We start from the raw sequence: 26,381 nt of genomic DNA on the forward strand, positions 1-26,381 counted from the left end.
GGCAGAGTGGCCCTGTGATTCGCCGTCTTCTTTCCCCCCGCGGCCTTCGGACTCGTCATACTGACCGGCTGTAGGTCGAGAAGCGGCCTCCCCCGTTCTCCGAGAACGCGAACCGGCCCCGGATGAGACGGAAAATCTCGTCCGGGGCCGGCTGGGGAATCGCTAGAGCAGGCCGTTCTGGGTGAGCCAGTCCTTGGCGACCGCTTCGGCGTCGTCCTTGTCGATCGCGACGCGCTTCATCAGCGCGACCAGACCGGCGGTGTCGAGCTTGGCGGAGACCGCGTCGAGGGTGGTCTTCACCGTGTCGTTCACGCCCGCCTTGTTGACCAGAGGGGCGATGTTCTCGGCGGCGAAGGCGTTCTTGTTGTCCTGGAGGGAGACCAGGTCATTGATGATGATCTTCGGGTCGGTGGTGAAGACGTTGCCGACCTGGACGGTGCCGTCCTTGATGGCGTCGGCGGTGGCGTCGCCGGTCTTCTTCCACTCCTTGAACTCCAGGCCGTAGGTGTCCTTGAAGTTCTTCTCCTGGCGGCTCTTGAACTCCGGCGGGCCGCCCACCGAGTAGTTCTTGGCGACCTTGACCAGGTCCTCGATCGTGGTGAGGCCGTCCTTGGTGGCGGTCTCCTTACTGACGGTCAGCGAGTTGTTGTCCTCGGCCGCGGCGGGCGTCAGCACCTCCAACTCGGCCGGGAGCTTCTCCTTGAGCGCGGCGACGACGTCGTCCTTCGACTTCGCCGTGGCGGTGTTGTCGACGAAGGCGAGCAGCGAGCCGATGTACTCCGGCAGGATGGTCAGGCCACCGCTCTTGACCTGGTCGTACAGGACCTCGCGGCTGCCGATGTTGAACTTCTCCTCGACCTGGACGCCCTTGGCGGCCAGGGCCTGCGAGTAGATCTCGCCGAGCAGGACGTTCTCCGGGAAGTTGGCCGACCCGATGATGACCTTCCCGGCGGCCGCCGGCTCGGAGGCGGACCCGGATTCGGCGGGAGCCGGGGACGCGGTGGTGAGGGGGTCTCCGCCGCCGCATGCGGTAAGTGTGAGCGCCGCGGACAGGAGGATCGCCGCGGTGCTGAACAGGCGCTTCATGGTGCTATTCCCTTCCAAAACGGGGGGTAATGGAGACTATCGGATGGTCTGGCGCTCGCTCACCCCCGGGGAGACCGTTGCGCGCTGTACCAGGGTGAACCCGAGCTGAACGAGCAGCGCCAGCAGTGCTACGAGAACCGCTCCGCCGATCGTGCTCGGGAAGTTCTTGGTCGCGAGACCGTCGATGATGAAACGGCCGAGGCCGCCCAGGCCCACGTACGCGGCCACCGTCGCGGTCGCCACCACCTGGATGGCGGCCAGCCGCAGGCCGAGCAGAATGAGCGGCAGCGCGACCGGCACCAGCACCCGGCCGAGCACCTGCCCGCCCCGCAGTCCCATCCCGTACGCGGCGTCGCGCAGGTCCGGGTCCACCCCGCGGATGCCTTCGTAGGTGTTGACCAGGATGGGCGGCACGGCCAGCGCCACCAACGGGATCAGCACCGGCAGGATGGTGCCGACCCCCATCAGCAGCACGATGAGGACGAGCAGGCCGAGCGTCGGCAGGGCGCGGGCCGCGTTGGCGATGGAGACCACCAGCAGGGCGCCCCGGCCGGTGTGGCCGATCAGCAGCCCCAGCGGGAGCGCGATCAGCATGGCCAGCAGCAGCGAGAGCCCGGCGAACTCCAGGTGTTCGAGCAGCCGGACGGGAATCCCGTCCGGGCCCGACCAGTTGACCGGGTCGCCAAAGAAGTCGATCAGCCAGTTCACGCGGTCCCCCTCGTCCACGGGGTGATGGGAGTCCCGCTGGATCGCTGAGCAGACATACGGCTTCCGGCGAGGCGGCGCCTGGAAATCCGGCGCACCGCACCGACCTGGTCACTCAAAAGGTCGATCAGCCGGTTCACGCGGACCCCCTTGCCCGCGACCATGGGGTGAGCAGGCGCTGCGCCAGGATCAGCAGCAGGTCGGCGACCCCGGCGAGCACCACGACCAGCACGATGCCGACCACGATCGGGGTGTAGAACTGCCGCTGCCAGCCGTCGATGAACAGGTAGCCGAGCCCGCCCCTGCCGACCAGCGCGCCGACGCTGACCAGGCTGACGCTGGCGACCGTGGCCACCCTGAGCCCGGCCAGCACGACCGGCACCGCGATCGGCAACTCGACCTGGAGCAGCCTGCGCAGCGGGGTGAAGCCCATGGCCACCGCAGACTGCCGTACGTGGTCGGGGACCGAGCCCAGCCCGTCGACGACCGCCGGGATCAGCACCGCCATGGCGTAGAAGGTGAGCGGGACCATCACGGTCAGCCGGGTCGCGAGGCCGGTGACCGGGATGAGCACGATGAAGACGGCCAGCGAGGGCAGCGAGTAGATCACGTTCATCACGCCGACGGTCGGCTGGTAGAGCCAGCGCCAGCGGACTCCGGCCAGCCCGAGCGGGAGCGCGATGAGCAGCCCGACGACGATCGGCACCAGGGCCATCACGATGTGGTCCGCCAGCAGGCCCTGGATCGTGGGCCAGTTGCGCCCGATCCAGTCCCAGCGGACCAGGGGTTCCTCACTCACCCGCGTCCCCCGTGCCTCCCGCGCCCGCACCGGTACTCCCCGCGCCCCCTGCGGACCCGCCGGAACCTCCCACGTTCCCGACGGACCCGCCGACGCTTCCTGCCACCTCGGCCAGCGCCTCGTCCAGGGCCTCGCGGGTGGCGACGCCCACGGCCCTGCCCTCGCCGTCCACCGCGATGGCGTTGCCCGAGGGCGACAGCAGCGTCGCGTCCAGCGCGCCGCGCAGCGAGTCGCGCCCGCTGACGAACGTCCCGTACGGCGCGAGCTCCACGTCGGCGGGGATACCGCCGGACTCGGGCAGGTCCCTGGCCGCGATCCAGCCCAGCGGCCGGTTCCCCGCGTCCAGCACGGCCAGCCACGGCTCTCCCCCGGCACGCGCCGAGGCCGACGCGGCGTCGGTGGAGACCGGGACGAGCAGGTCGGTGCGGAGCCGTATCCCCTCGGCCGAGACGAACGACAGCCGCCGGATGCCCCGGTCGCGGCCGAGGAACTCGCGGACGAAGTCGTCGGCGGGCCTGGCCAGCAGCGTCGCGGGGTCGTCGAGCTGGGCCAGGCGGCCCCCGACGCGGAGGACGGCCACCCGGTCGCCGAGCTTGACCGCCTCGTCGATGTCGTGGGTGACGAACACGATGGTCTTGTTCAGCTCGGCCTGGAGCCGCAGCAGCTCCTCCTGCAGGCTGGTCCGGACGATCGGGTCGACCGCGCTGAACGGCTCGTCCATCAGCAGCACGGGCGGGTCGGCGGCGAGCGCGCGGGCCACGCCGACGCGCTGCTGCTGGCCGCCGGAGAGCTGGAAGGGGTAGCGGTCGGCCATCTTCAGGTCGAGTCCGACCCGCTCCAGCAGTTCCATCGCCCGGTCGCGGGCCTTCTTCTTTTCCCAGCCGAGCAGCAGGGGAACCGTCGCCACATTGTCGACGATCTTGCGGTGCGGAAAGAGCCCGGCCTGCTGGATGACGTAGCCGATGCCCCGGCGTAGCGTCGGCGGGTCTATGGTCTTGACATCGACGCCGTCCAGGAGGATCCGGCCCTCCGTGGCGTCGATCATTCTGTTGATCATGCGGAGGGATGTCGTCTTGCCACACCCCGAGGGTCCGACGAAGACGGTGATCTCCCCGGTGGGCACCTCAAGGCTCAGGTTGTCCACCGCTACGGTGCCGTCGGCGTAGCGCTTGGTGACACCGTTGAATGTGATCATGCGCAACCTCGTGTTTTCACCGGGTTACGGCCTCCCTGCCCCAGCCGCCCCCCTAATCTGGCCCAAGTCAGCCTATGCCCCACTTCTCCGATCTGTCTTCCCGGATTTGTCCGGTAGATCGACATGTGTATTTCTCACGAAAAGGGCATTCGGTAGTGCGGGAGGTGCCCATGACTTGACATGATTACCCACATTGCTGGAGTTAATCCCTCTGGCCCCGTACGTCACAGGCTTCACAGGCTTCACAGGCTTCACAGGCTTCACAGGCTTCACAGGCTTCACAGGCTTCACAGGCTTCACAGCCACCCCACTCTTCACCACGCTCGACGAACCACCAGAGGAACCGGTCTCGTGACCCAACCGCTCCTCGGTCAACGCTCGCGCGACGAACTGGTCGCCGAGCTCTACGACCGCCACGCAGCAGGGCTGTACGCCTACTCCCACGACCAGCTGGGCGACGCGGACTCGGCCTTCGACGTCCTGGTGACCGTTCTGTCCAGCGTCACGGACACCCACCCCCCGCGCGCCGCGCTGTACGCGCTCGCCCGTCGCGAGATCTCCCTGCGCGACATCATCTACTCGCCCCCCGTCACCAGCCTGGATCCCGTCCCCACCCTCATCGAGCGCGTCCTGAGCGAGCTGCGCACCCACCAGCGTGAGGTGCTGTACCTGTCGGGCGTGTGTGAGATGAACGCCGCCGAGCTGTCCTGGGTGCTCGATGTGGCCGTCGACACCGCCGACGAGCTGACGGTGAGCGCCTGCCGCAGGTTCGCCCAGTCGCTGGGCTCCGCCCTGGCCTCGGCCCGGATCCCCGCGCACCTGGCGGAGGTGTTCGGCGCCCTCGCCGTCGCCCCGGTCCGTGACGTGCTCATCCTCGCCCCCTGGGTCACTCCTCCCTCCGGGCTGCGCGCCGCCGTGCTCGGACCGCGGGCACCGGTCGTTCCCATCGCCAGGCGGTCAACATCCCCGCTGGTCAGGCAGCTGTGGCCGACGTCGCCCGGATGGCCGCCGCCGTCCACGGAAAACGGCGCCCCAACCGGCGCCTCGGCGTTTCCCGCGCCGGACCACATGGCGGACGACCGCTTCCCCGACCCCTTCGCGCCGAGGGACCCCGACACGGTCTCCACCCACGAGGCCAGCACCGAGCCGATGCCCAAGCTCGGCAACTCGGTGCTCACCGCCCTGGACACCGCGACCCTGCGGCCTCGCCGCCGGCTCCAGCGCCCCAAACCGCGCCGGGCCATGCCGATGTCGGCCCCCATCCCCGGGGACGTGCTGGACGACGCCCCCGTACGGGAGAGCCTGTTCAGCCCGCTCAGCCCTGAGGAACGGGCGACCCGCATCCACACCGACAGGCTCGTTGCCGCCGCGCCCCGCCCCGAGGCCGCACCCGTCGATGCCTCGCCCGTCGATCCCTCGCCCGTCGATCCCTCGCCCGTCGATCTCGCACCCGTCGAGACGCCCGGGGCTCTGTCCGCCGATGCCCCTCACCCGCCCTTCGCGGGCGCCCCGGTTCCCGGACAGTACGGGGACGTGCTGGGGGATGTACTGGACGATGTGCCCGCCGCGCACCCGCACCCCACCGCGCACCCCGCCGAGCACCCGCTCCCCGGCTGGCCCCTGCAGACCGACCAGCTCGACGCCCTCTCCGACGCCGAGCGCCACCGGCCTCTCTTCCCCGTCAGGGCCGCACGGGTGGAGACCCCTGACAGCGGCACCGGTCGCGTGCAACCGCCGATGCCCACCTGGGCCACACAGGCACAGACCGCCGACCCCGAAACCGGTCGTGTACAACCGCCGATGCCCACCTGGGCCACATCGGCGGCCGACCCCGTTCAGCCTCCCGCGGTCAACTGGTTCGCGGACGCCGCCCCCTCCGGCACCGAAACCGGCACCGAAACCGGCACCGGGACCGGGACCGGGACCGGGACCGGCACTGGAAGCGCCCCCCAGACCACCGACGAGACCCCGGACGAGACTCCGGATGAGACTCCGGATGAGACCTCGACGGCCCTCCCCAACTGGTCTCCGCGGCCGGACCATCTCAGCACCTCGGCGGGCCGTGCCCAGCTGCGCCTGCCCAGCTGGATCATGCGGGTCGACGAACCGGGTGACGCCCCGCTCCACACCGTGCCCCCGAACTACACCGCTCCTCCGGACCACACCCCGGCGTCGCACTACGCGCAGTGGAGCGAGCCGGCGACCGCGCCGGGAAGCGATTCGGGTGCGGAGCCGGCGGGGACCGACGAGGCCGGGACGGCGTGGGCGCCGGAGAGCGGACTCGACCTTTCCGGACGGACCGGATCCCGCAGGCGCGCGGGCCGCCGGGCGGCACGCAGTCACAAGGTGCCGGCGAAGGTCTCCCACCACGACTGGGCCTGGGAAGTGATCGGCTTCATCATCGCGGTGGCGATCGCCATGATCGTCTTCTTCGCGGTACCGATGATCACGACCCCCTAGTTCCTCTTCCGGCCCTTCGAGCACCCGATCTCCGCGGGTAGTCGACGGGCCGGACGGGAATCCCGCTGCCGTTCCCCTGATCTTCGCGGAACAGCGGACGGGAGGCGGACGGGAAGCCGGTGGTATCGCCGAGGGGCGTCCGGTCGCGGCGCGGCCCTCTGGAGCAGCGTTAGGTGGCGGCGCGGCCCTCTGGAGCGGGTCAAAGCCAGCGTTAGGTGGCGGCGCGGCCCTCTGGAGCGGGTCAAAGCCAGCGTTAGGTGGCGGCGCGGCCCTCTGGAGCGGGTCAAAGCCAGCGTTAGGTGGCGGCGCGGCCCTCTGGAGCGGGTCAAAGCCAGCGTTAGGTGGCGGCGCGGCCCTCTGGAGCGGGTCAAAGCCAGCGGTCGGTGGCGGCGCGCCAGGCCAGTTGCATGCGGGTCTGGGCTCCGGCGAGTTCCATGATGTTCGCGACGCGTCGCCGCATGGTCCGCTGGCTGATTCCCAGCCGGGTGGCGATCGACTTGTCCGGCACGCCCGCGACCAGCAGCGAGAGCAGGTAGAGGTCGTCGGGGCCGAGCGGGCAGGGCGTCGTCCCCTCAGGGAAGTCGTCGCCCTTGATGAGGTGGCCGCCCTCAGTGAAGCCTCCGCCCTCAGTGAAGCCTCCGCCCTCAGTGAAGCCTCCGCCAGTGAAGCCGCCCCCCTCGATGAAGCCGCCACTCTCAGTGAAGTCGTCGCCCTCGATGAAGTCGTCGCCCTCGATGAAGCCGTCGCCCTCAGTGAAGTCGCCACTCTCAGTGATCCGAGGCGGCGTCGCCCGCGCCCAGTAGCCCTCGAACGGGTGGTCGAACTGCTCCCGGAGCGCGACGTGGTTGGGCAGGACCTCGACCAGCAGGCCCGCGTCGCGGCGGCGGGCGTTGTCCCTGTACTCCTCGGACAGTCGCTCCACCTCGCGCCGCGCCCGGTCAAGCGCCTGCTGGTGGCGGAGAAGCTGCGAGCCCAGCACGATGTCCGGTGCCACGGCGGTGAACCGCCGCCTGCCGGGAGAGACAGTCCTGACCAGTCCCCTGACCCGCATGGAGACCAGCACCGTCTCCGCCGTCTCGGCATCGATGCCCAGGTTCCCGATGAGGTCGGTGACGTCCGCCTCCGCGGTGGTCACCAGGAACCGGTAGACGCGCTCCTCCACAGGATCGAGCCCGAGGGGTTGCAACATGTCGCAATGATGGCACCCCAAACGCCGATAAAAGTTACATCTAATAGCTAACTGGGCGGAATGCGCTTTGGTGAGCCGGTGGTGCATGAGGTTTCCCGCACTTGGAACGCGCCCGGCCCGCGATGCCGGAACTCAACGACCGAACGGGTTGCGACAGCGATCCGTCAAGGCTGGCATCACGATAACTCTTAGGAAATTTTCCTAAGAGAAATATCGGGTTGGCGGCCCCCGCCTAGTGGGAGACCCACCCGATCCAAACGTGAGCTGCGCGAACGCGATGACGCAGGCCGGCACCGCACCAAAGTCCGACCGTCCGGACACCCCAAACCATCCGGTTTCCCCCATGGGAGTGATCTAGTGTTGAGACAGCGCATCATGGCAACCCTCGCCGCCCTGGCGGTCACGGGCGTGCTCGCGGTCGTCCTGCCGATGTCCTCTGCCTCCGCCGAGAGCTGCGCGGCCGCATGGAACTCCTCGGCCGTCTACACCGGCGGCATGACCGCCTCGTACAACAGCCGCAACTGGTACGCGCAGTGGTGGACCCAGAACGAGACCCCGGGCACCGCCGCCGTCTGGACCGACAAGGGCACCTGCGGCGGCACGCCGCCCACCGGCCGCGCCCTTCCCGCGCTCCCCCTTCCCTTGTTCGCCTTTCCTCCGTTCCCCCTTCCTCCGTGCCGCCATCCGGCGGTTACGGACTGCGACACCCGGCAATACCGTGGGTAATGCTATAGTCACGCTTCGCTATGGAAATCATCAGTGGATTGCCGCGTCACGTGGCTTGCGTGATGGATGGGAACGGGCGGTGGGCCGCGCAGCGATCGCTGCCGCGCACCGCAGGCCACGAGGCGGCAGAGGCCGCCGTAATCGACGCCATCGAGGCGGCACGCTCGGCCGGCATCAAGTGGCTGAGCCTGTACGCCTTCTCCACCGAGAACTGGCGGAGGCCGGCGGGCGAGGTCGACATCCTGATGAGGCTCGTGCGCCGGACCATCCGCAAGCATGCGCCGGCGTTGCACGCGCGAGGTGTCCGGTGCAGGTTCCTGGGCATGACCGATCCGCGGATCCCGCCACTGCTGGCTCAGGACATCGCCGATCTGATGACGCTCACCAATGACAACAGGCGAATGACGCTGACGATCGCCTTCGATCACGGGGGACGTCGCGACATCGTGGAAGCCGCCCGTTCACTGATCCACGCCGCCGTACCCGCCGAGCAGGTCACCGAGGCCACCTTCGCCCGGCATCTCCCATACTCCGACACACCGGATGTGGACCTGGTCATTCGTACCTCGGGAGAGCAACGGATCTCCAACTTCATGCTCTGGCAAGTGGCCTACGCCGAATGGGTCTTCCCGCAGGTTCTATGGCCCGACTTTCGCGCGACCCACCTCTGGGAATGCCTTGACACCTACCGGCGGCGCCAGCGCCGATTCGGCGATGTCCGCCAGCCGACCGCCACGACGGGAGAGGGACTCCGATGAACCAGACCACCGCTGAGGAGACCGCCGACGCCTTCGGTCCGAACTCGATGCTGCACCGCCTCGCCAACGAGGCACGCTGGGGCCTTGCGGTGGCCCGCGCCACGGTTCTGGAAGCAGCACACCCGCAGATCGGCGCGGCGTTGATCAGAAACTCGACGTTCGTGACGCATCCGTGGCGGCGTCTGCGCAACACCATGGTGAGCACGCAGCGGATGCTCGACCCGGACCGGCACGTTCGCAGCCGGGAGGCGGCTCGCCTCAACCGCCTGCACGCCCGCATCTCGGGCACCGACCCGCAAGGCCGCCGCTACGACGCGATGGACGCCGAAGCACGCGCCTGGGTGGTGGCGACCCTGTTCGAGTCGGCGGTGACGATGTATCGGCTGAGCGGTGAGTCGCTCGACAGGCCCGCGATGGAACAGCTCTACGCCGAGTTCCGGACGCTCCTGGCCCTGCTCGAGGGCAACAGCGACCAGCTTCCCGCGACGTTGCAGGAGTTCTGGCCCTACTACGACGACATGATCGACCATCGCCTGGAGAGCACCGAGGCGGTGCGCGTCATCATCTACCGGCTCTTCGCCAATGTGCCCGCGCCGCCCCTGCTGCGCGGCCATCCCGCGGTGTGGGCCGCGGGCCGGGCCGTGGCAGGCCCGGTGGCCGCCGCGGTCACCATCGCGTCGCTGCCGGAATCCTTCTGCCGACGTGCCGCCCTGCCTGACCTTCCAGGGGCGCGGGTGCTCATGCACGCGGCCTACCTGACCACCGGGTTCGCCACCCGCCTGCTTCCAAACAGCTGGGTGCACGTCGGCTCGTTCATGAGCCTGCTGGATCCCGACCACGCCGGTGGTTCCGGACCGTGGGAGAACGTACGCCGCAAGGCCGACCAGGCCGCGGCCATGCTCAGACTCATCACCCCGGCTCCCGACGAGGTCAGTCAGGCCACACGCTCGGCTGACCAGTTCTTCGCCGAGGTCCTGGACCAGACCGGCGACGGCTACCTCGGCTGGCCCGACCTGGCCGCCATGGCCAGGGAGATCGCCACTCGGCTCGACCTGGATGAACAGGGCGAGGAGCGGCTTTACAACGCCTACGCCGCCTGGTGGCGGGAGTTGCAGACCAATCTCGACGCCGACGGCGACGGACGCGTCACGCGTCAGGAATACGCCACCTCAGCTGCCTCTCTGCCCAGCTCCGGACTGGTCAGGATCGCCGACGTGCTGTTCGACGTCACCGACGTCGACGACGACCAGAAGATCGACGCCCAGGAGTATCAGACGTTGTTCCGCACGGCCTTCCACCGAGATCTGACCGGCAGAGACGACAGCTACTCGCGCAGCGCTTTCGTCAGGCAGTTCCTATCCTTCATGTCCGGGCAACAGCACTCGGTCGCCTACACCTCCCTCCTGTCCTAGTGGCCCCACACCGAACGTTGACCGGGAAACCCGCAGCGGGGAACAGACGTTCCGGCCCGGAAAAGCCCGGTCAAGGTTCGGAGACGCCCCACTAGCCAGGGGGCAGACCGAGTAAGCCGGAGAGGGCTGATACGGGTCCGGCCGAGGTGCGACCAGAAGCCGCCGCGAGCGGCGCCGGGTCACTCCGCCGACAGGACAAGCCCGCTGGTCGGCACGCCCGTTCCCGCGGTGACCAGCACGTTGCGTACCGAGGCGAGCTGGTTGGCCGAGGTGCCGCGGATCTGCCTGACGGCCTCGGCGATACCGTTCATCCCGTGGATGTACGCCTCGCCGAGCTGGCCGCCGACCACCCCCATCTCCGGCAGGCCCGTCATGTCGTCCCGGTAGTAGCTGGTCATCGTCATCTGGTCGGCGCCCGCGCCCTGGGCGGCGGCGGTGATCAGCGCGGGTGACCTGCGCAGATCCCTGGCCCGCTCGGCGGAGGTGACCACCAGCGCCACCGCGCCGTCGCTCTCCTGACAGCAGTCGAGCAGGTGCAGCGGCTCCGCGATCCACTTCGACGCCTGGTGCTCCTCCAGCGTGATCGGGCGCCCGTGGAACCAGGCGTCCGGGTTGGTGGCGGCGTGCCTGCGCAGCTGGTGAGGGCCTTTCTACGGGAGGGCGAACCTGACGGTGCCCGAGGCGTGGTCGCCGAGGCTGACCCTGCCGTGGACCTCGACCGTGAACTCGCCGTCCTCGCAGGCGACCACGGTGCCGCCGAAGGCCAGCCTGTCGCCCGCGTACGCGGGGACGCCGAGCTTGACGTTGATACCGCGGATGATCGCCTCGGGTCCGGCCCAGTCCGTGACATAGCGCTCGACGAGGCCCATCGTGGTCAGAATGTTGAGAAAGATGTCCTTTGACCCCTGCGCCCTCACACCCTCGACGTCGTGGTGGACGGGGGTGAAGTCCATGGTCGCGAGTGCGGTCGAGACGACCAGCGTGGGGGTCAACTCGATCACGAGCTCGGGGAGGAGGGCTCCGACCCGCACCTCGTCGTCGGTAAGTATCCGCATCACGCCTCCCGGGGGACCCACATGGGCAGGATCAGCTCGTCGTCCATCTGGCGATACGTCAGGCGCACCGGCATACCGATACCCACCCGCGTAGGGGCGCAGTCCACCACGTTGCCCACGATCCGCACCCCTTCCGGCAGTTCCACCACCGCGACCACGAAGGGCGTCTCCCGCCCCGGGACCGGGGGTTGTGGTGGACGACGTAGCTGTAGACCTCGCCCTCACCGCTCGCCGTCACGTACGTGCGCGCGACCGAGCGGCACGAGGGGCAGACCGGCCCCGGCGGATGGCGCGGCTCGCCCGTGCCGGATGAACTCGTCGTCGATGCCGCCGGCGTCTCTTCGGACATTGCGCCTCCCGCCAGGATGCCCAGGCCAGCCGCCCCGAAAAGTAGAACAGATTCTATTCTGTGTCCAGAGCCGACTGATCACAACACATCACCGCATAACCGCAGCACCGCATATGCCGTGTAAGCGCGGGGCATCTTTGTGACCAGCGAGTAACCCGCCGGAGTATCCAGAAATCAGATAACGTGTTCTCATGCGTACCCCGCATGTGTCAACCGACGTGCCGGTCACCCGGCACGCGGCCGACAGGCACGTCCCGAGAGACCTCGATCCGGTCACGACCGAGAAGACATCCGGCATGCAGAGCGAACCGGCGTCCACGGGCGTCCGCACCAGGAGCCAGCACCAGCGACGCAAGCGCATCGTCCAGGCCGCCGCCGCGCTCGCCTCGCGGGGTGGTGTCGAGGCGATGCAGATGCGGACCGTCGCCGAGCGCGCCGGGGTCGCACTGGGAACGCTCTATCGGTACTTCCCCTCCAAGATGGATCTTGTCGTCGCCGTCGTGGGCGAGGAGATCGATCTCCTCGAAAGCAGCATCGAGCGCCGCCCGCCCAGCGCCACCGCGGCCTCGGGGCGGGCCGTCGACATCCTGATGCGCGCCACCCGCGGCCTGATGCGCGAACCCGAACTCGCCGACGCGCTCATCCGCTCGCTGATCATGGCCGAGGTCGAGACGCCGTTCGGCGACCGGATGACCGGGCTGCTGCTCCGCGTCGCCGGCGACGACCTCACCGTTGACACCGCCACCGAGGAGCAGTTCGCCCTCGCGGGCTCGCTGTCCAGCATCTGGGTGCACGAGCTTCTGGAGATGCTCAGGGGGCGCCGCACCTACGAGCAGATCCAGCGGCGCATCGAGATCGCCGCCGAGCGCCTGCTCGCCGATTTCCGGCCCCCGCCTTCCGCCTGAAATTAGAACCCGTTACAGTCGCATTGACAGGCGACTAGAGCGACGTTCTGGAGCGACGCGCGGGCGGGCGAACGGGAACGGTCGCCCGGTGTCCGCGAGCTCCAAGCCGACGGGCGAGGAGATCGTATGGGTGCAGTGATCGTATGGGTGCAGTGATCGTATGGGTGCAGTGATCGTATGGGTGCAGTGATCGTCGGCAGGGACCAGGGGCTGCGCGAGAGCACGGTCGAAGGGCCGGCCGGGCTCAAGCCCGTGATGGGCGAGGGCGGCATGCACACCGCAGGCACCTCCTCACAGATCTCCGACGGCGCGGCGGCGGTGCTGCTGATGAGCGAGGAGGCCGCCGCCCGGCACGGCCTGCGCCCCAGGGCCCGCGTCCTCGCCCAGGCACTCGTCGGCGCCGAGCCGTACTACCACCTGGACGGGCCGGTGGACGCGACGGCCAAGGCCCTGTCCGCCACCGGGATGAGCGCGTCTGATATCGATAGGTACGAGGTGAATGAGGCTTTTGCATCGGTGGTCCCATCCTGGTCATCGGTGCACAAGCCAGACATGGAACGGGTCAACGTCAACGGCGGCGCCATCGCACTCGGCCACCCCGTCGGCGCGACCGGTTCCCGGCTGATCACCACCGCCCTGCACGAGCTTGAGCGGTCCGACTCCTCGACCGCGCCGGTATCGATGTGCGCGGGCGGGGCGCTCGCGACCGCGACCGTCCTGGAGCGCCTTTGAGCGGCGCCGGTAAGGAGCACCACCGTTGAAATCCCGCCGCAGGCCGTACAGCGAGCAGCGTCCGTTCGACACCGGTGGCGGTGTGTGGAGCGTGCCCGTCCCGATTCCGGGAAACCCGCTCGGCTACACCCTGGTCTACGCGATCGAGTCCCCCGCCGGGCCGGTGCTGATCGACGCGGGCTGGAACGCCCCTGAGGCGTGGCTGGCCCTGCGCGACGGGCTGGGCGCGGTCGGCATGGACGTACGCGACGTGCGCGGGGTGGTCGTCACCCACTTCCACCCCGACCACGCCGGGCTGGCCGGACAGGTCAGGGAGGAGTCCGGCGCGTGGATCGCCATGCACGAGGCCGACGCCGCACTGGTCGGCTTCATGCGCGAGCTTGAGGGTGAGGCGCACCGCGATTTTCAGGCCGACATGCTGCGCCGCGCGGGGGCGGGCACCGTCGAGGTGGAGGAGGTGACCGGGAACCGGCCGAAGCCGCCCGCGCTGCCGGACCGCGTTCTCTCCGACGGCGACCTGATCGACCTGCCGGGCCGCAGGCTCCGTACGATCTGGACCCCCGGCCACACACCGGGCCACGTCTGCCTGCACCTGGAGGACGCCGACCGGCTCTTCACCGGCGACCACGTGCTGCCGGCGATCACCCCGCACATCGGCATCTACCCGTACGACCGGGCCGACGTCGACCCGCTCACCGACTTCCTGGAGTCGCTGGAGAAGGTGAAGGGCCTGGGCGAACTCGAAGCCATGCCCGCCCATGAATGGATTTTTCCGGACACGGCGGCTCGGGCGGCGGAGATCGGTATCCATCACGAGGAGAAGCTCCGATGGCTGGCAGACCTGCTCGCCGAGGCGGAGGAGCCGCTGACCATCTGGGAGATCGCCGGGCGGATGATCTGGAACCGCCCGTGGGAGGACTTCCCCCCCATGCTGCGCGGGATGGCGGCCGGGGAGGCGGCGGCACATCTGCGCACGCTCGAGGTTCGCGGGATCATCCGCCGCGTGACGGGGGTGGATCCGGTCCGGTTCGCCATACACTCGTAGACATCGGATGTCTGGCGAAACCTGAGGACGGTGCGGAGTGGCGGTCACCGACGCCGCTATCGACAGGATCAAGCAGATGATCCTGTCCGGCGAGCTCTCCCCGGGCAGCAGACTGCCCAAGGAGGCCGACCTGGCCGACCGGCTCGGCCTCTCGCGCAACTCCCTGCGCGAGGCGGTCAGGGCGCTGGCCCTAGTCCCACAGGGATGACACCGAGGTGCTCGGCGCCGGCGTCGCCGTGCACCCAGTCCCGTCATGACCGGCGGTTCGCCGCTTACAGCAAGCCCAGCAGGAAGCTTGCCTGCTGGGCCAAGCTCGACAAAGTCCTCCTCATCGTGCAGGCCGCAGTGTTGTTGATCTTGCGTTGCGGCTTTTGAGCTCACCTTGGCTGGACCCCCTTTAGGAACTGGGCGGCAGTGTCGGTCGGTGGGAGCGCACCGGGCGGCGCCGGCCGGGACCGGCCCCTAAGCCGCATGTCCGGCCGGCTGGCCGCCGGGCGCGCGGCGGGCCGCGCGGCCATGGGGCCGCCCTTGATCGCTACCGCCGCAGAGATTGAGCGGACGGCTCGGATTCTTTCGGCAACTGCGTCGGCCGGCTTGGCGCTGCGAGGTTAGGCCATATCGGAATAAGGAGAACTCATCCGCTGTTTGGACCAGTATCTCGTCCGCAGCCGCATCCAGGGCGCTGCTGGGGTGATCACCTTGAGCGCATGGCATCACTGCTCCGTCAAAACCCGTGTGACCACCGTGGCGAGCGCCGTCATGGCGCTGGTCTGCACTTCCGCCACCCTGCTGCTGCTGATAGCCGCTCCCCAGCCTCCGCTCTATGGAAACGTAGCCGTCCTGGCCGGACTCATCGGCGGTTCACTTCTGTTGATCGCGACCACTGCGCTCGGGACGTACTGGATGATGAGCAAGACCCTCAAGCCGGTGTGCGCCATCAGCGGGAAACTCGCCACGATCCGGCCTTCCAATCTGAGCGAGCGGGTTCCGCTGCCGAACCATGATGACGAGTTCAAGAAGCTTGCGCAGAGCACCAACCAAACGTTGGAACGGGCCCAGACGGCGATCCAGCAGCAGTTGAGGTTCGCCTCGGACACCTCCCATGACCTGCGCCACCCGCTCACGGCCATGCGTACCGAGATCGAGGAAGCGCTCATGGATCCGGAGGAGACCGACTGGGGGGAAACCGGCAACAAGCTGCTGGAAAGCGTCGAGAGGCTACAGGAGTTGGTGACCAACCTGCTGGAGCTCTCCCGACTTGACGCGGGCATCATCGGTCAGCACGACTTACTCAACCTCGCCGTCCTAGTGGACGGCGAGCTCGACCATCGGCAGCGCGACCGCCGGCAAAGCAAGGTCAGGGTGGTCAGGAGGTTCAGCAGCGGCGTGATGGTCCATGGCGAACGGATCGGCCTGGAACGACTGCTGCACAACCTCCTGGACAACGCCGAACGCCACGCCCGCACCAGCGTCACGGTCACCATCGAGCACCGGGGCGACGTGGCGGTGCTGGAGGTCCACGACGACGGGAACGGGGTGTCGCCCGAGCAGCGGGAACTCATCTTCCAGCGCTTCACTCGCCTGCAAGACGCCCGCGCCAAGGACTCCGGCGGCAGCGGCCTGGGCCTGGCTATCGCCCGGCAGATCGCCGAAGCCCACGGCGGCACCCTCACGATCGAAGACAGCTCTTGCGGAGCACGGTTCGTCGCACGCTTCCCCCGGCCGGTCGGGCTGTCGGCGAGCACGAGACAGTGAGTGAAGAATCCACCAGGTCCTGGACGATCGAGGCGGAACACTCGTCCCGGGCCGTGACGGCGCCGTCCTGGCCATCGACGCCCGGGCCGACAGATCCTACACGATCGTCAACGAGGTGGCCGCCCCCCGAGATCGCGAAGGACCGCCCCCGGGAGACCGCGACTTGACGCGACCCCCCTGGCGTAATAGAACACGTTTCAGAAAGTAGTCCGCCCAAGCGCTCGATAAAGTATCTGGCGGTTCAGCGCGCCCCGGCGGGAGGCGGGAACATCGACAGGTCCCGCGCTCGCCGTGTCCACGACGGATGTCCCGCGAGGAACACGCCTCGCGACCGGGAGGGCACGCCGCCGACCGCACCGCAGGCCGCACCGACAACGAGCCGCGTCACAGGACCGGGGACCCGGTTCGCGCAGGAGGACCGATGGACATCGATCTGGTCGACCAGGACTTCTACTGGCGGAACGGCGCGCCCCACGATCAGTTTGCCTGGCTACGGGCGAACGCGCCGGTCTACGCGCACCCGGGCGACGCCGAGCGGGACTGGCCGGGGTTCTGGGCGGTCACCAAGCACGCCGACGTGGTGCAGGTCTCGCGCCGCTCCGATCTGTTCTCCTCAAGCAGGAAGCTCTCGCTCTTCGACGAGATGCCCGAGGACCAGCTCGCCCTGCAGCGGCTGATGATGCTCAACCAGGACCCGCCGGAGCACACCCGGCGGCGCTCCCTGGTCAACCGGGGCTTCACCCCCCGCATGATGGGCGCCCTTGAACAGCACATCCGCAACATCTGCCACGAACTGGTGGACGAGGCCAAGGCGCGCGACTCGGTCGACTTCGTCAGGGACATCTCCGCCCCGCTGCCGCTGTACGTGATCTGCGAGCTGCTCGGCGTCCCCGTCGAGGACCGGGACAAGATCTTCAACTGGTCCAACCGGCTGATCGGGGCCAACGACCCGGACTACGCATCCGACCCCGCCGAGGGCACGGACGCGGCCACGGAGATCCACGACTACGCCAACACCCTGGCCGCCGAGCGCCGGGAACAGCCCCGCGAGGACATCGTCACCAAGCTGATCATGCCCGACGCCGCCGGGGAGACCCTCACCGAGGAGGAGTTCGACCTGTTCGTGCTGCTGCTCGTGGTCGCGGGCAACGAGACCACCCGCAACGCGGCCTCGGGCGGCATGCTCGCCTTCTTCGAACACCCCGAGCAGTGGCGGCGCCTGGTCACCGACCGCACCCTCGCCCGCACCGCGGCCGACGAGGTCGTCCGCTGGGTCTCCCCGGTGAACCTCTTCCGCCGTACGGCCACCGAGGACACGACGATCGGCGGCCAGGAGGTCAAGGCCGACGACAAGATCGTGGTCTTCTACGGCTCCGCCAACCGGGACGAGGACGTATTCGCCGACCCCGGCACCTTCGACATCGGCCGCGACCCCAACCCGCACATCGGTTTCGGCGGCGGCGGCGCCCACTTCTGCCTCGGCAACCACCTCGCCAAGCTGGAACTGCGGGTGCTCTTCGAGGTGCTGGCCGAGCGACTGCCGAACCTGGCCCAGGCCGGTCCCGCCCGACGGCTCCGCTCCAACTTCATCAACGGCATCAAGGACCTGCCGGTCTCCATCACCTGAGATCCGCCGCCTCCGTCCTCGCGGGGGCGGAGGCAACGCCCACCGTCTCCCCCGGGCCCGCGCGGAGATGGACGAGTTGGAGGCGGCGCTCCTTCTCATGGCACGAGGCCGCGACCTCACCTGGCAGGAGATCGCCTTCGGTCTCGGCCTCGGCACCCCCCAGGCGGCCAAACAACGCTACGAACGACTCGCCGGCCGCACCGCCGCCAAACCCGGGGACCCGGAGGCCGGGAAGACCTGACACCACCGGGACGGGCTCAGCCGTGCCACCGGCCTACCGAGGTGGACCGTGATTCGCCTCACGCCTCCGCCTTCCCCCGCGGCGGTTCCAGCGGTTCCTCTCGGATGCTCCGGGCTCTCGGGTTCTCAGGGCTCTCCAAGCTCTCAGGGCCAGGAGGAGTCCTGGTCGGGGTCGCCGCCGTCGGAGAGCAGCTTCATGTCCGACTCGACCATCATCGCCACCAGCTCCTCGAAGGTGACCTCCGGTTCCCAGCCGAGCTGGGCACGGGCCTTCTTCGGGTCGGCGCAGAGCAGGTCGACCTCGGCGGGGCGGTGCAGGGTCTGGTCGATGACGACGTGCCGTTCCCAGTCGAGCCCGGCTGCGGTGAAAGCGGCCTCGGTCAGGTCGCGGACGGTTTGGGTGCGGCCGGTGCCGATCACGTAGTCCTCGGGCGTGTCCACCTGAAGCATCAGGTGCATCGCGCGGACGTAGTCCCCGGCGAACCCCCAGTCACGACGCGCCTCCATGTTGCCCAGGCGCAGCTCGGAGGCGAGGCCGAGCTTGATCTTGGCCACCCCGAGGCTCACCTTCCTGGTGACGAACTCGGCGCCCCTGCGCGGGGACTCGTGGTTGAACAGGATCCCCGACGCCGCGTACATGCCGTACGACTCGCGGTAGTTCTGCGTCAGGAAGTGCCCGTACGCCTTGGCCACGCCGTACGGCGAGCGGGGGTGGAAAGGGGTGGTCTCGGTCTGCGGGGTCTCGCGGACCTGGCCGAACATCTCTGAGGAGGACGCCTGGTAGAACCGGATCTGCCCGGAACCCGCGGCCGTACGCGAGGAGGAGATCCCGGAGCAGACCCGGATGGCCTCCAGCATGCGCAGCACGCCCATGCCGCTCACCTCGCCGGTGAGCTCGGCCTGCTCCCACGACATGGGGACGAACGAGATGGCGCCCAGGTTGTAGACCTCGTCGGGCTGGACCTTCTCGACCGCGGAGATCAGCGAGCCCTGGTCGAGCAGATCGCCCCGGACGAGCTGAACGCCCTGCAGGAGCTTGCGGAGCCTTGAGACGCGTGGATTGGCCTGTCCCCGGGCCAGACCGAAGACCTCGTAGCCCTGACCGAGCAGGAACTCGGCCAGATAGGACCCGTCCTGCCCGGTGATACCTGTGATCAGCGCGCGCCTGGCCAACGCGTCCTCCTCGCTTGCGGGTGCAGGACCTATGCCTGGTCTTATGCCGTTCGATTGGCGAATGTACCGTCACACCCTTGTGTGAGCACTATCTCCCTCACAGCGTACCTAGAACACGTTCCATCGAATCCTGTTCGGTCAGGTTAACCTCCCAGCTCGCACCCGGTGAGGCGCACCCTAGGAACAATTCCACATCAGGTACAACAGAGCCACCGAATGGTAGTGTCCGAGGACTAAGGTCATCTTTCACGGTACCTGTCCCCTTTCGGGCAGGGTGAGAAAGGGGTTGCCGTGCCGGGTGCTGAATCACTGCGGGTGGCACTGCTGTCGTATCGCAGTAAGCCGACCTGCGGTGGGCAGGGCGTCTACCTGCGTCATCTCAGCCGCGAACTGATCGCCCTCGGGCACAGCGTGGAGGTCCTCTCCGGCCAGCCCTACCCGGAGCTCGACGAGGGCGTCATCCTCACCAAGGTCCCCAGCCTGGACCTGTACCGCGACGAGGACCCCTTCCGCACCCCCGGCCTCCGCGAGTACCGCGACTGGATCGACCTGCTCGAAGTCGGCACCATGTGGACCGCCGGGTTTCCCGAGCCGCTGACCTTCACCCTGCGGGCGTACCGCGAGCTGAAGAAGCGCGTCGGCGACTTCGACGTGGTGCAGGACAACCAGACCCTCGGCTACGGACTGCTCGGCATCCAGAAGCTGTTCCCCGTGGTCGGGACCATCCACCACCCGATCAGCGTGGACCGGCGCATCGAGCTGAAGGCGGCCCCGCTGCGCAAGAAGCTCTCGATGAGGCGCTGGTACGGCTTCGTACGCATGCAGGCCAAGGTCGCGCCGCGGCTCAGCCCGATCCTGACCGTCAGCGAGTCCTCCCTCGCCGACATCCACCGCGACTTCAACGTGCCCCAGAAGAACATGCGGCTCATCCCGCTGGGCGTCGACACCCGCTACTTCCACCCGCGCCCGGAGCTCCCCAAACGGCCCGGCTCCATCGTCGCGGTGGCCAGCGCCGACTCCCCGATGAAGGGCGTCGCGACGCTGCTGCGGGCCGTGGCGAAGCTCGCCACCGAGCGCGACGTCCACCTGACCGTGGTCAGCAGGCCCACCCCCGGTGGCCCGACCGAGAAGCTCGTCGGCGAGCTGGCCCTGCGGGACCGGGTCAGATTCGTGCACGGCATCTCCGACACCGAACTGGGCGAGCTGATCGCCACCTCGGAGATCTCGGTCGTCCCCTCCCTGTACGAGGGCTTCTCGCTACCCGCCGTCGAGCACATGGCCTGCGGCACCCCGCTGGTCGCCAGCCGCACCGGAGCGCTGCCCGAGGTCGTCGGCGACGCCGCCATACAGGTGGCCCCCGGCGACCCCGAGGAACTGGCCGCGGTGCTGCGCCGCCTGCACGACTCTCCCGAGGAGCGGGCCGCGGTGGGCAAGAAGGGCTACGACCGGGTCATGGAACGCTTCACCTGGAACGTCGTCGCCAAGCGGACCGTGGAGGCCTACCACGAGGCCATCCAGGCCCGCCGCGCGAAGTGAGCGACACCCTGAAACGATCACCTCTCACAAGGAGCGGCCAGTGCTGACTGTCGACTTCGACCGGTTGCCCGTCGGTCCGGGAACCCGGGTGCTGGACCTGGGGTGCGGCGGCGGACGCCACGCGTTCGAGGTACTGCGGCGCGGTGCCGACGTGGTGGCCTTCGACATGGACGCGGGAGAGCTGGAAGGTGTGGCGAACATGTTCGCCGCGATGGACAAGGCCGGCGAGGTGCCGCCCGAGGCGACGGCGGACACCGTGACGGGCGACGCGCTCGACATGCCGTTCGAGGACGGCAGCTTCGACCGGGTGATCGCGGCCGAGGTGCTGGAGCACATCCCCGACGACATGGCCGCGATGCGGGAGATCTTCCGGGTGCTCAAGCCGGGCGGCCAGGCCGCCGTCACGGTGCCGAGCTTCCTGCCGGAACGGATCTGCTGGGCACTCGACGAGGCGTACCACACCGCTCCCGGCGGGCACGTCCGCATCTACACGCTGGCCGAGCTGAGCGCGAAGCTCAAGTCGACGGGCTTCACCATCGGCCCGCACCACCACGCCCACGGCCTGCACGCGCCGTACTGGTGGATCAAGTGCGCGGTCGGCGTCGACAACAACGACCACCCGCTGGCCAAGGCGTACCACGAACTGCTGGTCTGGGACATCATGAAGCGCCCCGCCGCCACCAGGATCGCCGAGGCCGTGCTCAACCCGCTCATCGGCAAGAGCGTGGTGCTCTACGTCCGGAAGCCCGCATGATCTCCTGGGAACAGGTCGTGCAGACCGCCCAGAGCATCGCGACGGTACAGGAGCACGACGGCGGCATCCCGTGGCCCGAGGGACACGTGGACGCCTGGAACCACATCGAGTGCCTGATGGCGATGAGCGTGGCGGGGCTGACCGATCCCGTTCGCCGGGGGTACGACTGGCTGGTCCGCACGCAGCGGTCCGACGGCTCCTGGCCGATGAAGCTGGTCGGGGGCCAGGCCGTCGAGCAGGGCGGGGAGTCCAACCACGCCGCCTACATCGCGGTCGGCGTCTGGCACGAGCTGCTGGTGAGCGGGGACAAGGACTTCGCCCGGCGGATGTGGCCGACGGTCCGGACGGCACTGGACTTCGTGGTCGGCCTGCAGACCACCCGGGGCGAGATCGTCTGGGAGCGCGCGGCCGACGGCAGGCCCGCCGGGTACGCGCTGCTGACCGGCTGCGCCTCCATCCACCAGGGCCTGCGCTGCGGCGTGCTGCTCGGCGAGCACCTGGGCGACCCGCAACCCGACTGGGAACTGGCCGCCGACCAGCTCGGCCACGTGCTGGCCGCCCACCCCGAGGCGTTCGCCGACAAGAGCCGCTTCTCGATGGACTGGTACTACCCGATCCTGGGCGGCGCGGTGCGCGGCCCGGCCGCGCGGGCTCGGCTGGCCGAGGAGTGGGACACCTTCGTGGAACCGGACCTCGGCATCCGCTGCGTCTCCGACCAGCCCTGGGTGACCGGCGCCGAGACGTGCGAGCTGGTGCTCACCCTCGACGCGCTGGGCGACCGGGATCGGGCGCGGAGACTCTTCTCGGACATGCAGCACCTGCGGCACGAGGACGGCTCCTACTGGACCGGCTGGCAGTTCGTGAACGAGAAGTGGTTCCCCCACGAGCACTCCGCCTACACCGCGGCCGCGGTCGTGCTCGCCGCCGACGCGCTGAGCGGGCACACCTCCGCCGCGGGCATCTTCCGCGACGCGGGCAAGTACCTGACCGACCGCCCCACCGCCGCCTGCGGCTGCAGCCACACCCACTCCAGGAGCTGACCTCCCGGCCTCCGGCCACGACATCGGCCGAGGCGTCGGCGTTTTCTTTGCACGGAATCAGAAACACGGTGCTTGAAGGGCTGAATGCGGCTCACTACGTTCGGGTCCGTGAGTAATGCGGAGGGCACTCGGACGGTAGCTCAGAGCGATGACGTCGAGACGGCCGGCACGGAGGCCCGTACGGAGGCCCGTACGGAGGCCGGCGCTGGAACCGGCACAGGAACCGACACGGAGCCCGGCACCGGGGGCATCCCGGACAGCACCCCGGACCCGCCGCTCCTCACCCCCTCGGACCTCGTGCCCCCTCCGAACCTTCCGGTCCCCCCGTATCCGCCGGAACCCGCGGGCTCGACCGGCCACCCGAAACCCGCGGGCTCGACCGGCCACCCGAAACCCGCCGAGCACCCGGCCCTGCCGGGATCGCCCACCTCACCCGAGCCCTCGTGCCCGCGGGAGTCATCGGCTCCCTCCCCCCTGCCGAACTTTTCCGGGACCGGCTTTCCGGGGCCTGACTTTCCGGGGCCTGACTTTTCCGGGACCGGCTTTCCGGGGCCTGACTTTTCCGGGACCGGCTTTCCGGGGCCTGACTTTTCCGGGACCGGCTTTCCGGGGCCTGACTTTTCCGAGCCGAGGGTGTCGGCTCCGGAGGCGCCGGCGCCGGCGCCCAGGCCGAAGGGCGTGGCCCGGCTGCTCCGGCAGAACCCCGCCCGGGTGGGGTTCGGAGTGCGGCGGTTCCGGCTGGGGCCGGCGCGCGAACGGCTGGAGGGCGCGGAGCGGTCGTTCACCGCCGGGTTCAACGCGGTGCTCTCCGGGGAGGCCGAGCGAATCGACGACCTCCAGGAGGACCTGCGCGGTTTCGCGTACGAGGGCGCGGGCATGGCCTGCGCCACCCTCGACGTTCTCACCCTCACCGGCGGGCGCCGTCTGCGGGAGTTGCTGAGCGGGCAGGGGATGCGCTATCCGCACCTCATCCACATGGGCACCGGCCGGGCGTACGCCCGCATGCGGCTACGGCCGATGTGGGGCGTCCGCTCCGTGCACCCGCTGCTGCGCTGGCTGGCCCACGACGGGTTCGGCTTCCACCAGGGTTTCTTCTCCGCGGACCGTACGGTGGGACGCCAGCGCACGGCGGGGCTCATGGATCGGACCCGGAGAGCGATCTTCGATCAGGGACTGGGGCGGATGCTCTGGTTCCACGAGTGCGCGGGGGCGGGCGACGTCGTGCTGCGCATCGCCGAGTTTCCCGCGGGACGCCGCGCCGACCTGTGGAGCGGCGTGGGTCTGGCCGCCACGTACACCGGGGGCGCGAGCACCGCGGACCTGGGGCGGCTGGCCTCGGCCGCGGCCGAGGACGGCTTCCGCGCCCACCTCGCCCAGGGTTGCGCCTTCGCCTGCGCCTCCCGGCTGATCTCGGCCGTCGTCCCCGAGCACACCGTCGCCGCCGCACCCGTGCTGTGCGGGGCCGAGGTGGACGAGGCCGCGGGCTGGACCGACACCGCGCTCGTCGCGCTGGGCCACAACGCGCACAGCGGCGACCACTACCAGGCCTGGCGGGCGGGAATCCGGAAGGCCTGGGCACGACGCGACCGCAATTCATGACCGCGGCTCGAAGGATCGGTGCGGGCGATGCCGGACCACGCCACGGCGATCCGATCTCGGCCGAAATCGTCACCTGCGGCTCGAAGGGGCGGTGAAAGCGATGTCAGGGGTTCGCAGGTACGCGGCGGGAGCCCTCGCCCTGATCGCCGCCGCCGCCGGATGGAGGCTGACCGGCCTGCCGGACACCTCGGTCGCGGAGACGTCGGCCGACTTCTCCTTCCACGCGAGGCCGCTCGGGCCGCCCTCGGGACCCGGTGACCGCACCCTGCGTCCGGTCGCGGCGGGCTACACCGGGCTCCAGGGCTGGGTGTCGTCGCTGGGCGCCGGGGTGGCACTGTTCGACGTGGACAACGAGGTCGTCGCCGACGACCTGTGCCTGGTCGATCCCCGCCATGACACGGTGACCGTCAGGCAGGCACCGGGGACGCCCCGGGGCTACCGGCCGTTCACACTGGTCCCCCCGGAACGCAGGCGGTACGAGGCGCCGACCGGCTGCCTGCCCGCCGACCTCGACCAGGACGGCTGGCAGGACCTGGTCGTCTACTACTGGGGCCGCTCCCCCTCGCTCTTCCTGCGCGTGCCCGGGGTGCCCCCCTCAGGAACCGCCTTCCGCCACCGCGCGCTGACCACGGAGCCTGAGATCTGGAACACCAGCGCCGCCACGACCGGTGACTTCGACGGGGACGGCCGCCTCGACCTGGTCTTCGGCGACTACTTCCCCGACGGCGTCCGGGTGCTGGGCGACGATACCTCCAACGACGGCGTTCCCAAGGACGGTGCTCCCAAGGACGGTGCTCTCAACAAGAGTGACCCCAACGACGGCGACCCCGGCAGCGCGGTGATGCCCGACTCGCTGTCCGCCGCCGCCAACGGCGGCGGCGCCCGGCTCTACCTGGCGAGCGGACCGGCGCGGTTCGCCGAGGCCAAGGGGGTGTTCGACGAGATCGGGAACGGAGGCTGGACCCTGGCGCTGGGCACCCAGGACCTGGACGGCGACGGGCGGCCCGAGCTGTACCTGGCCAATGACTTCGGCCCTGACCGGTTGCTGGTCAACGAGTCGGTGCCCGGCCGGATCCGGTTCACCGAGGCCAGGGGCACCAGGCACCTGACGACTCCCGCCTCCAGGGTCGTCGGCCGCGACTCGTTCAAGGGCATGGGCGTCGGCTTCACCGACCTCAACGCCGACGGCAGGCCGGACATCCTGGTGAGCAACCTCACCGAGGACTACGCGCTACACCAGAGCAACTTCGCCTTCGTGTCCCGACCCGGCGACCTGCACGGAGGTCACGCGCCCTACGACGACCTCGGTGAGGAGCTGGGGCTGAGCCGCAGCGGCTGGTCCTGGGACGTCAAGGCCGCCGACTTCGACAACGACGGCGACGACGAGATCATGCACGCGACCGGGTTCGTCAGGGGTGAGGTCGACCGGTGGGCGCAACTGCAGGAGGCGGCGTCGGCGAGCGATCTGTTCCTCTCCCGCCCGGCGCTCTGGCCGAGCATCCGGGCCGGGGACGACCTGTCGGGCCGCGACACCAACACCTTCTTCACCAGGGGGCAGGACGGCCGCTACGCGGATGTGGCCCGGCGGGCCGGGGTCGGCGGCGACAGCGACGGCACGGTCAGCCGGGCCTTCTCGGTGGGCGACGTCGACGACGACGGGCGACTGGACTTCGCGGTCGCCAACCAGTGGTCGGAGTCGGTGCTCTACGGCAACCACGGCCCGACGGCACCGTTCGTGGGCCTGCGGCCCCGTCTCCCCGCGGGCCCCTGCCCCCCATCCTCCGCACCACGCCCCGGACCGGAGCGGCCCGCCCTGGCCCAACCGGGCCGGACACAGCTCCAGCCGGCGCGCCGGGAGTGGACACGCCCCGGGCTGACGCGGCCCGCCATCGGGGCCGTCGCCACGGTACGTCTGCCCGGTGGGATCGCGCGCAGCAGGCAGCTCTACCCCGCCAACGGCCACAACGGCGTCTCCGCACCCGAGCTGCTGTTCGGCCTGGGTGACAACCTGCCCGACTCCCCCGTCCCCGTCGAGATCTCCTGGAGGGACGCCTGCGGCGGCGCCCGTACCGCGTCGGTGTCCCTGGAGCCCGGCTGGCACCAGGTGCTGCTGGCCGAAGGCCGCGCCTCGGAGATCCGCCGGCCGTGAACACCGGCCCGTCCCCCAGGACCGAGAAACCCGAGACCGGGAAACCCGAGACCGGGAAACCCGGGAGACCCGGGATCGGGAGATCCGAGCCC

General features: G+C 69.5%; 23 protein-coding genes and 2 pseudogenes. 16 read left to right on the forward strand and 9 right to left on the reverse strand.

From position 1 onward, the window contains the following. Nucleotides 1–162: 162 nt before the first annotated feature. From OG884_RS09645 to OG884_RS09660, 4 genes are all read right to left on the reverse strand, one after another. Complete coding sequence (locus OG884_RS09645; protein WP_326644234.1) at nt 163–1,086, reverse strand: ABC transporter substrate-binding protein; 924 nt, start codon at nt 1,084–1,086, stop codon at nt 163–165. 36 nt (nt 1,087–1,122) lie between these two features. Continuing rightward, nucleotides 1,123–1,812: an ABC transporter permease gene (locus tag OG884_RS09650; protein WP_326644236.1), complete on the reverse strand. Its 690-nt coding sequence runs from the start codon at nt 1,810–1,812 to the stop codon at nt 1,123–1,125. 115 nt (nt 1,813–1,927) lie between these two features. After that, nucleotides 1,928–2,590 carry an ABC transporter permease gene (locus tag OG884_RS09655; protein WP_326644238.1) on the reverse strand — a complete coding sequence of 221 codons (663 nt, stop codon included), beginning with the start codon at nt 2,588–2,590 and terminating at the stop codon, nt 1,928–1,930. After that, nucleotides 2,583–3,785 (reverse strand): ABC transporter ATP-binding protein, encoded by a 1,203-nt coding sequence (locus tag OG884_RS09660; RefSeq protein WP_326644240.1) that lies wholly within the window; start codon nt 3,783–3,785, stop codon nt 2,583–2,585. Before OG884_RS09660 ends, OG884_RS09655 begins: the two co-directional genes overlap by 8 nt. A 351-nt stretch (nt 3,786–4,136) precedes the next feature. Between OG884_RS09660 and OG884_RS09665 the strand changes: the two genes are divergently transcribed. After that, the gene (locus OG884_RS09665) at nt 4,137–6,245 is read left to right on the forward strand and encodes an RNA polymerase sigma factor (protein WP_326644241.1); all 2,109 of its coding nucleotides are present in this window, start codon (nt 4,137–4,139) and stop codon (nt 6,243–6,245) included. A 367-nt stretch (nt 6,246–6,612) separates the two neighbouring features. On the opposite strand, the gene OG884_RS09670 is transcribed toward OG884_RS09665, so the two are convergent. Next, nucleotides 6,613–7,434 carry a helix-turn-helix transcriptional regulator gene (locus tag OG884_RS09670; protein ID WP_326644243.1) on the reverse strand — a complete coding sequence of 274 codons (822 nt, stop codon included), beginning with the start codon at nt 7,432–7,434 and terminating at the stop codon, nt 6,613–6,615. 375 nt (nt 7,435–7,809) lie between these two features. On the opposite strand from OG884_RS09670, the gene OG884_RS09675 reads away from it, so the two are divergent. The 3 genes from OG884_RS09675 to OG884_RS09685 are packed head-to-tail and all read left to right on the forward strand — an operon-like array spanning nt 7,810 to nt 10,330. Next, complete coding sequence (locus OG884_RS09675; RefSeq protein WP_326644245.1) at nt 7,810–8,160, forward strand: carbohydrate-binding protein; 351 nt, start codon at nt 7,810–7,812, stop codon at nt 8,158–8,160. A gap of 20 nt (nt 8,161–8,180) precedes the next feature. Beyond that, nucleotides 8,181–8,918 carry a polyprenyl diphosphate synthase gene (gene uppS / locus OG884_RS09680; RefSeq protein WP_326644247.1) on the forward strand — a complete coding sequence of 246 codons (738 nt, stop codon included), beginning with the start codon at nt 8,181–8,183 and terminating at the stop codon, nt 8,916–8,918. Further along, the gene (locus tag OG884_RS09685; RefSeq protein ID WP_326644249.1) at nt 8,915–10,330 is read left to right on the forward strand and encodes an EF-hand domain-containing protein; all 1,416 of its coding nucleotides are present in this window, start codon (nt 8,915–8,917) and stop codon (nt 10,328–10,330) included. The genes uppS and OG884_RS09685 overlap by 4 nt, the downstream gene beginning before the upstream one ends. Nucleotides 10,331–10,509: 179 nt before the next feature. Here OG884_RS09685 and OG884_RS09690 read toward each other — a convergent pair. From OG884_RS09690 to OG884_RS09700, 3 genes and pseudogenes are all read right to left on the reverse strand, one after another. Beyond that, nucleotides 10,510–10,965, reverse strand: a pseudogene (locus OG884_RS09690) (lipid-transfer protein); the annotation flags it as partial. A 15-nt stretch (nt 10,966–10,980) separates the two neighbouring features. Continuing rightward, a complete protein-coding gene (locus OG884_RS09695; RefSeq protein WP_326644251.1) occupies nt 10,981–11,385 on the reverse strand; it encodes a MaoC/PaaZ C-terminal domain-containing protein in 405 nt (134 codons plus the stop codon). Continuing rightward, entirely contained in the window at nt 11,385–11,531 is a 147-nt protein-coding gene (locus OG884_RS09700; protein WP_326644253.1) for an OB-fold domain-containing protein, read from the reverse strand. The genes OG884_RS09695 and OG884_RS09700 overlap by 1 nt, the downstream gene beginning before the upstream one ends. 499 nt (nt 11,532–12,030) lie before the next feature. On the opposite strand from OG884_RS09700, the gene OG884_RS09705 reads away from it, so the two are divergent. From OG884_RS09705 to OG884_RS09735, 7 genes and pseudogenes are all read left to right on the forward strand, one after another. Beyond that, nucleotides 12,031–12,639: a TetR family transcriptional regulator gene (locus OG884_RS09705; protein ID WP_326646888.1), complete on the forward strand. Its 609-nt coding sequence runs from the start codon at nt 12,031–12,033 to the stop codon at nt 12,637–12,639. A gap of 177 nt (nt 12,640–12,816) precedes the next feature. Next, complete coding sequence (locus OG884_RS09710; protein ID WP_326644254.1) at nt 12,817–13,371, forward strand: hypothetical protein; 555 nt, start codon at nt 12,817–12,819, stop codon at nt 13,369–13,371. 25 nt (nt 13,372–13,396) lie between these two features. Continuing rightward, nucleotides 13,397–14,416, forward strand: coding sequence for an MBL fold metallo-hydrolase (locus OG884_RS09715; RefSeq protein ID WP_326644256.1), 1,020 nt, complete (start codon nt 13,397–13,399; stop codon nt 14,414–14,416). Between the two features lie 37 nt (nt 14,417–14,453). Beyond that, nucleotides 14,454–14,624: a FadR/GntR family transcriptional regulator gene (locus OG884_RS09720; protein ID WP_326644258.1), complete on the forward strand. Its 171-nt coding sequence runs from the start codon at nt 14,454–14,456 to the stop codon at nt 14,622–14,624. 437 nt (nt 14,625–15,061) lie between these two features. Beyond that, on the forward strand, nt 15,062–16,171 hold the full coding sequence (locus OG884_RS09725; RefSeq protein ID WP_326644260.1) for a sensor histidine kinase: 1,110 nt from the start codon (nt 15,062–15,064) through the stop codon (nt 16,169–16,171). Nucleotides 16,172–16,592: 421 nt separating this feature from the next. Further along, a complete protein-coding gene (locus OG884_RS09730; RefSeq protein ID WP_326644262.1) occupies nt 16,593–17,798 on the forward strand; it encodes a cytochrome P450 in 1,206 nt (401 codons plus the stop codon). Between the two features lie 46 nt (nt 17,799–17,844). Continuing rightward, nucleotides 17,845–18,039: pseudogene (locus OG884_RS09735) on the forward strand (DNA-binding protein); the annotation flags it as partial. Nucleotides 18,040–18,182: 143 nt separating this feature from the next. Here the strand turns inward: OG884_RS09735 and OG884_RS09740 are convergent. Continuing rightward, nucleotides 18,183–19,211 (reverse strand): GDP-mannose 4,6-dehydratase, encoded by a 1,029-nt coding sequence (locus OG884_RS09740; RefSeq protein ID WP_326644264.1) that lies wholly within the window; start codon nt 19,209–19,211, stop codon nt 18,183–18,185. Between the two features lie 291 nt (nt 19,212–19,502). On the opposite strand from OG884_RS09740, the gene OG884_RS09745 reads away from it, so the two are divergent. From OG884_RS09745 to OG884_RS09765, 5 genes are all read left to right on the forward strand, one after another. Beyond that, nucleotides 19,503–20,747, forward strand: coding sequence for a glycosyltransferase family 4 protein (locus OG884_RS09745; RefSeq protein ID WP_326644265.1), 1,245 nt, complete (start codon nt 19,503–19,505; stop codon nt 20,745–20,747). A gap of 40 nt (nt 20,748–20,787) precedes the next feature. Further along, nucleotides 20,788–21,501, forward strand: coding sequence for a class I SAM-dependent methyltransferase (locus OG884_RS09750; protein ID WP_326644268.1), 714 nt, complete (start codon nt 20,788–20,790; stop codon nt 21,499–21,501). Next, nucleotides 21,498–22,541, forward strand: a complete 1,044-nt coding sequence (locus OG884_RS09755) for a prenyltransferase (RefSeq protein ID WP_326644270.1) — start codon at nt 21,498–21,500, stop codon at nt 22,539–22,541. The genes OG884_RS09750 and OG884_RS09755 overlap by 4 nt, the downstream gene beginning before the upstream one ends. A gap of 678 nt (nt 22,542–23,219) precedes the next feature. After that, nucleotides 23,220–24,140, forward strand: a complete 921-nt coding sequence (locus tag OG884_RS09760) for a DUF1702 family protein (RefSeq protein WP_326644272.1) — start codon at nt 23,220–23,222, stop codon at nt 24,138–24,140. A gap of 100 nt (nt 24,141–24,240) precedes the next feature. After that, complete coding sequence (locus OG884_RS09765; protein ID WP_326644274.1) at nt 24,241–26,289, forward strand: CRTAC1 family protein; 2,049 nt, start codon at nt 24,241–24,243, stop codon at nt 26,287–26,289. The last annotated feature ends 92 nt before the right edge of the window (nt 26,290–26,381 follow it).

Origin of the sequence: Streptosporangium sp. NBC_01755 (genome assembly GCF_035917995.1) — a bacterium.
Lineage (GTDB): Bacteria > Actinomycetota > Actinomycetes > Streptosporangiales > Streptosporangiaceae > Streptosporangium.

Excerpts from the sequence above, each read along its gene's own strand:
- OG884_RS09645 (WP_326644234.1), bottom strand. The coding sequence starts at position 1,086 with ATGAAGCGCCTGTTCAGCACCGCGGCGATCCTCCTGTCCGCGGCGCTC.
- OG884_RS09685 (WP_326644249.1), top strand. The coding sequence starts at position 8,915 with ATGAACCAGACCACCGCTGAGGAGACCGCCGACGCCTTCGGTCCGAAC.
- OG884_RS09670 (WP_326644243.1), bottom strand. The coding sequence starts at position 7,434 with ATGTTGCAACCCCTCGGGCTCGATCCTGTGGAGGAGCGCGTCTACCGG.
- OG884_RS09730 (WP_326644262.1), top strand. The coding sequence starts at position 16,593 with ATGGACATCGATCTGGTCGACCAGGACTTCTACTGGCGGAACGGCGCG.
- uppS (WP_326644247.1), top strand. The coding sequence starts at position 8,181 with ATGGAAATCATCAGTGGATTGCCGCGTCACGTGGCTTGCGTGATGGAT.
- OG884_RS09695 (WP_326644251.1), bottom strand. The coding sequence starts at position 11,385 with ATGCGGATACTTACCGACGACGAGGTGCGGGTCGGAGCCCTCCTCCCC.
- OG884_RS09675 (WP_326644245.1), top strand. The coding sequence starts at position 7,810 with ATGGCAACCCTCGCCGCCCTGGCGGTCACGGGCGTGCTCGCGGTCGTC.
- OG884_RS09765 (WP_326644274.1), top strand. The coding sequence starts at position 24,241 with ATGTCAGGGGTTCGCAGGTACGCGGCGGGAGCCCTCGCCCTGATCGCC.
- OG884_RS09705 (WP_326646888.1), top strand. The coding sequence starts at position 12,031 with ATGCAGAGCGAACCGGCGTCCACGGGCGTCCGCACCAGGAGCCAGCAC.
- OG884_RS09755 (WP_326644270.1), top strand. The coding sequence starts at position 21,498 with ATGATCTCCTGGGAACAGGTCGTGCAGACCGCCCAGAGCATCGCGACG.
- OG884_RS09660 (WP_326644240.1), bottom strand. The coding sequence starts at position 3,785 with ATGATCACATTCAACGGTGTCACCAAGCGCTACGCCGACGGCACCGTA.
- OG884_RS09710 (WP_326644254.1), top strand. The coding sequence starts at position 12,817 with ATGGGTGCAGTGATCGTCGGCAGGGACCAGGGGCTGCGCGAGAGCACG.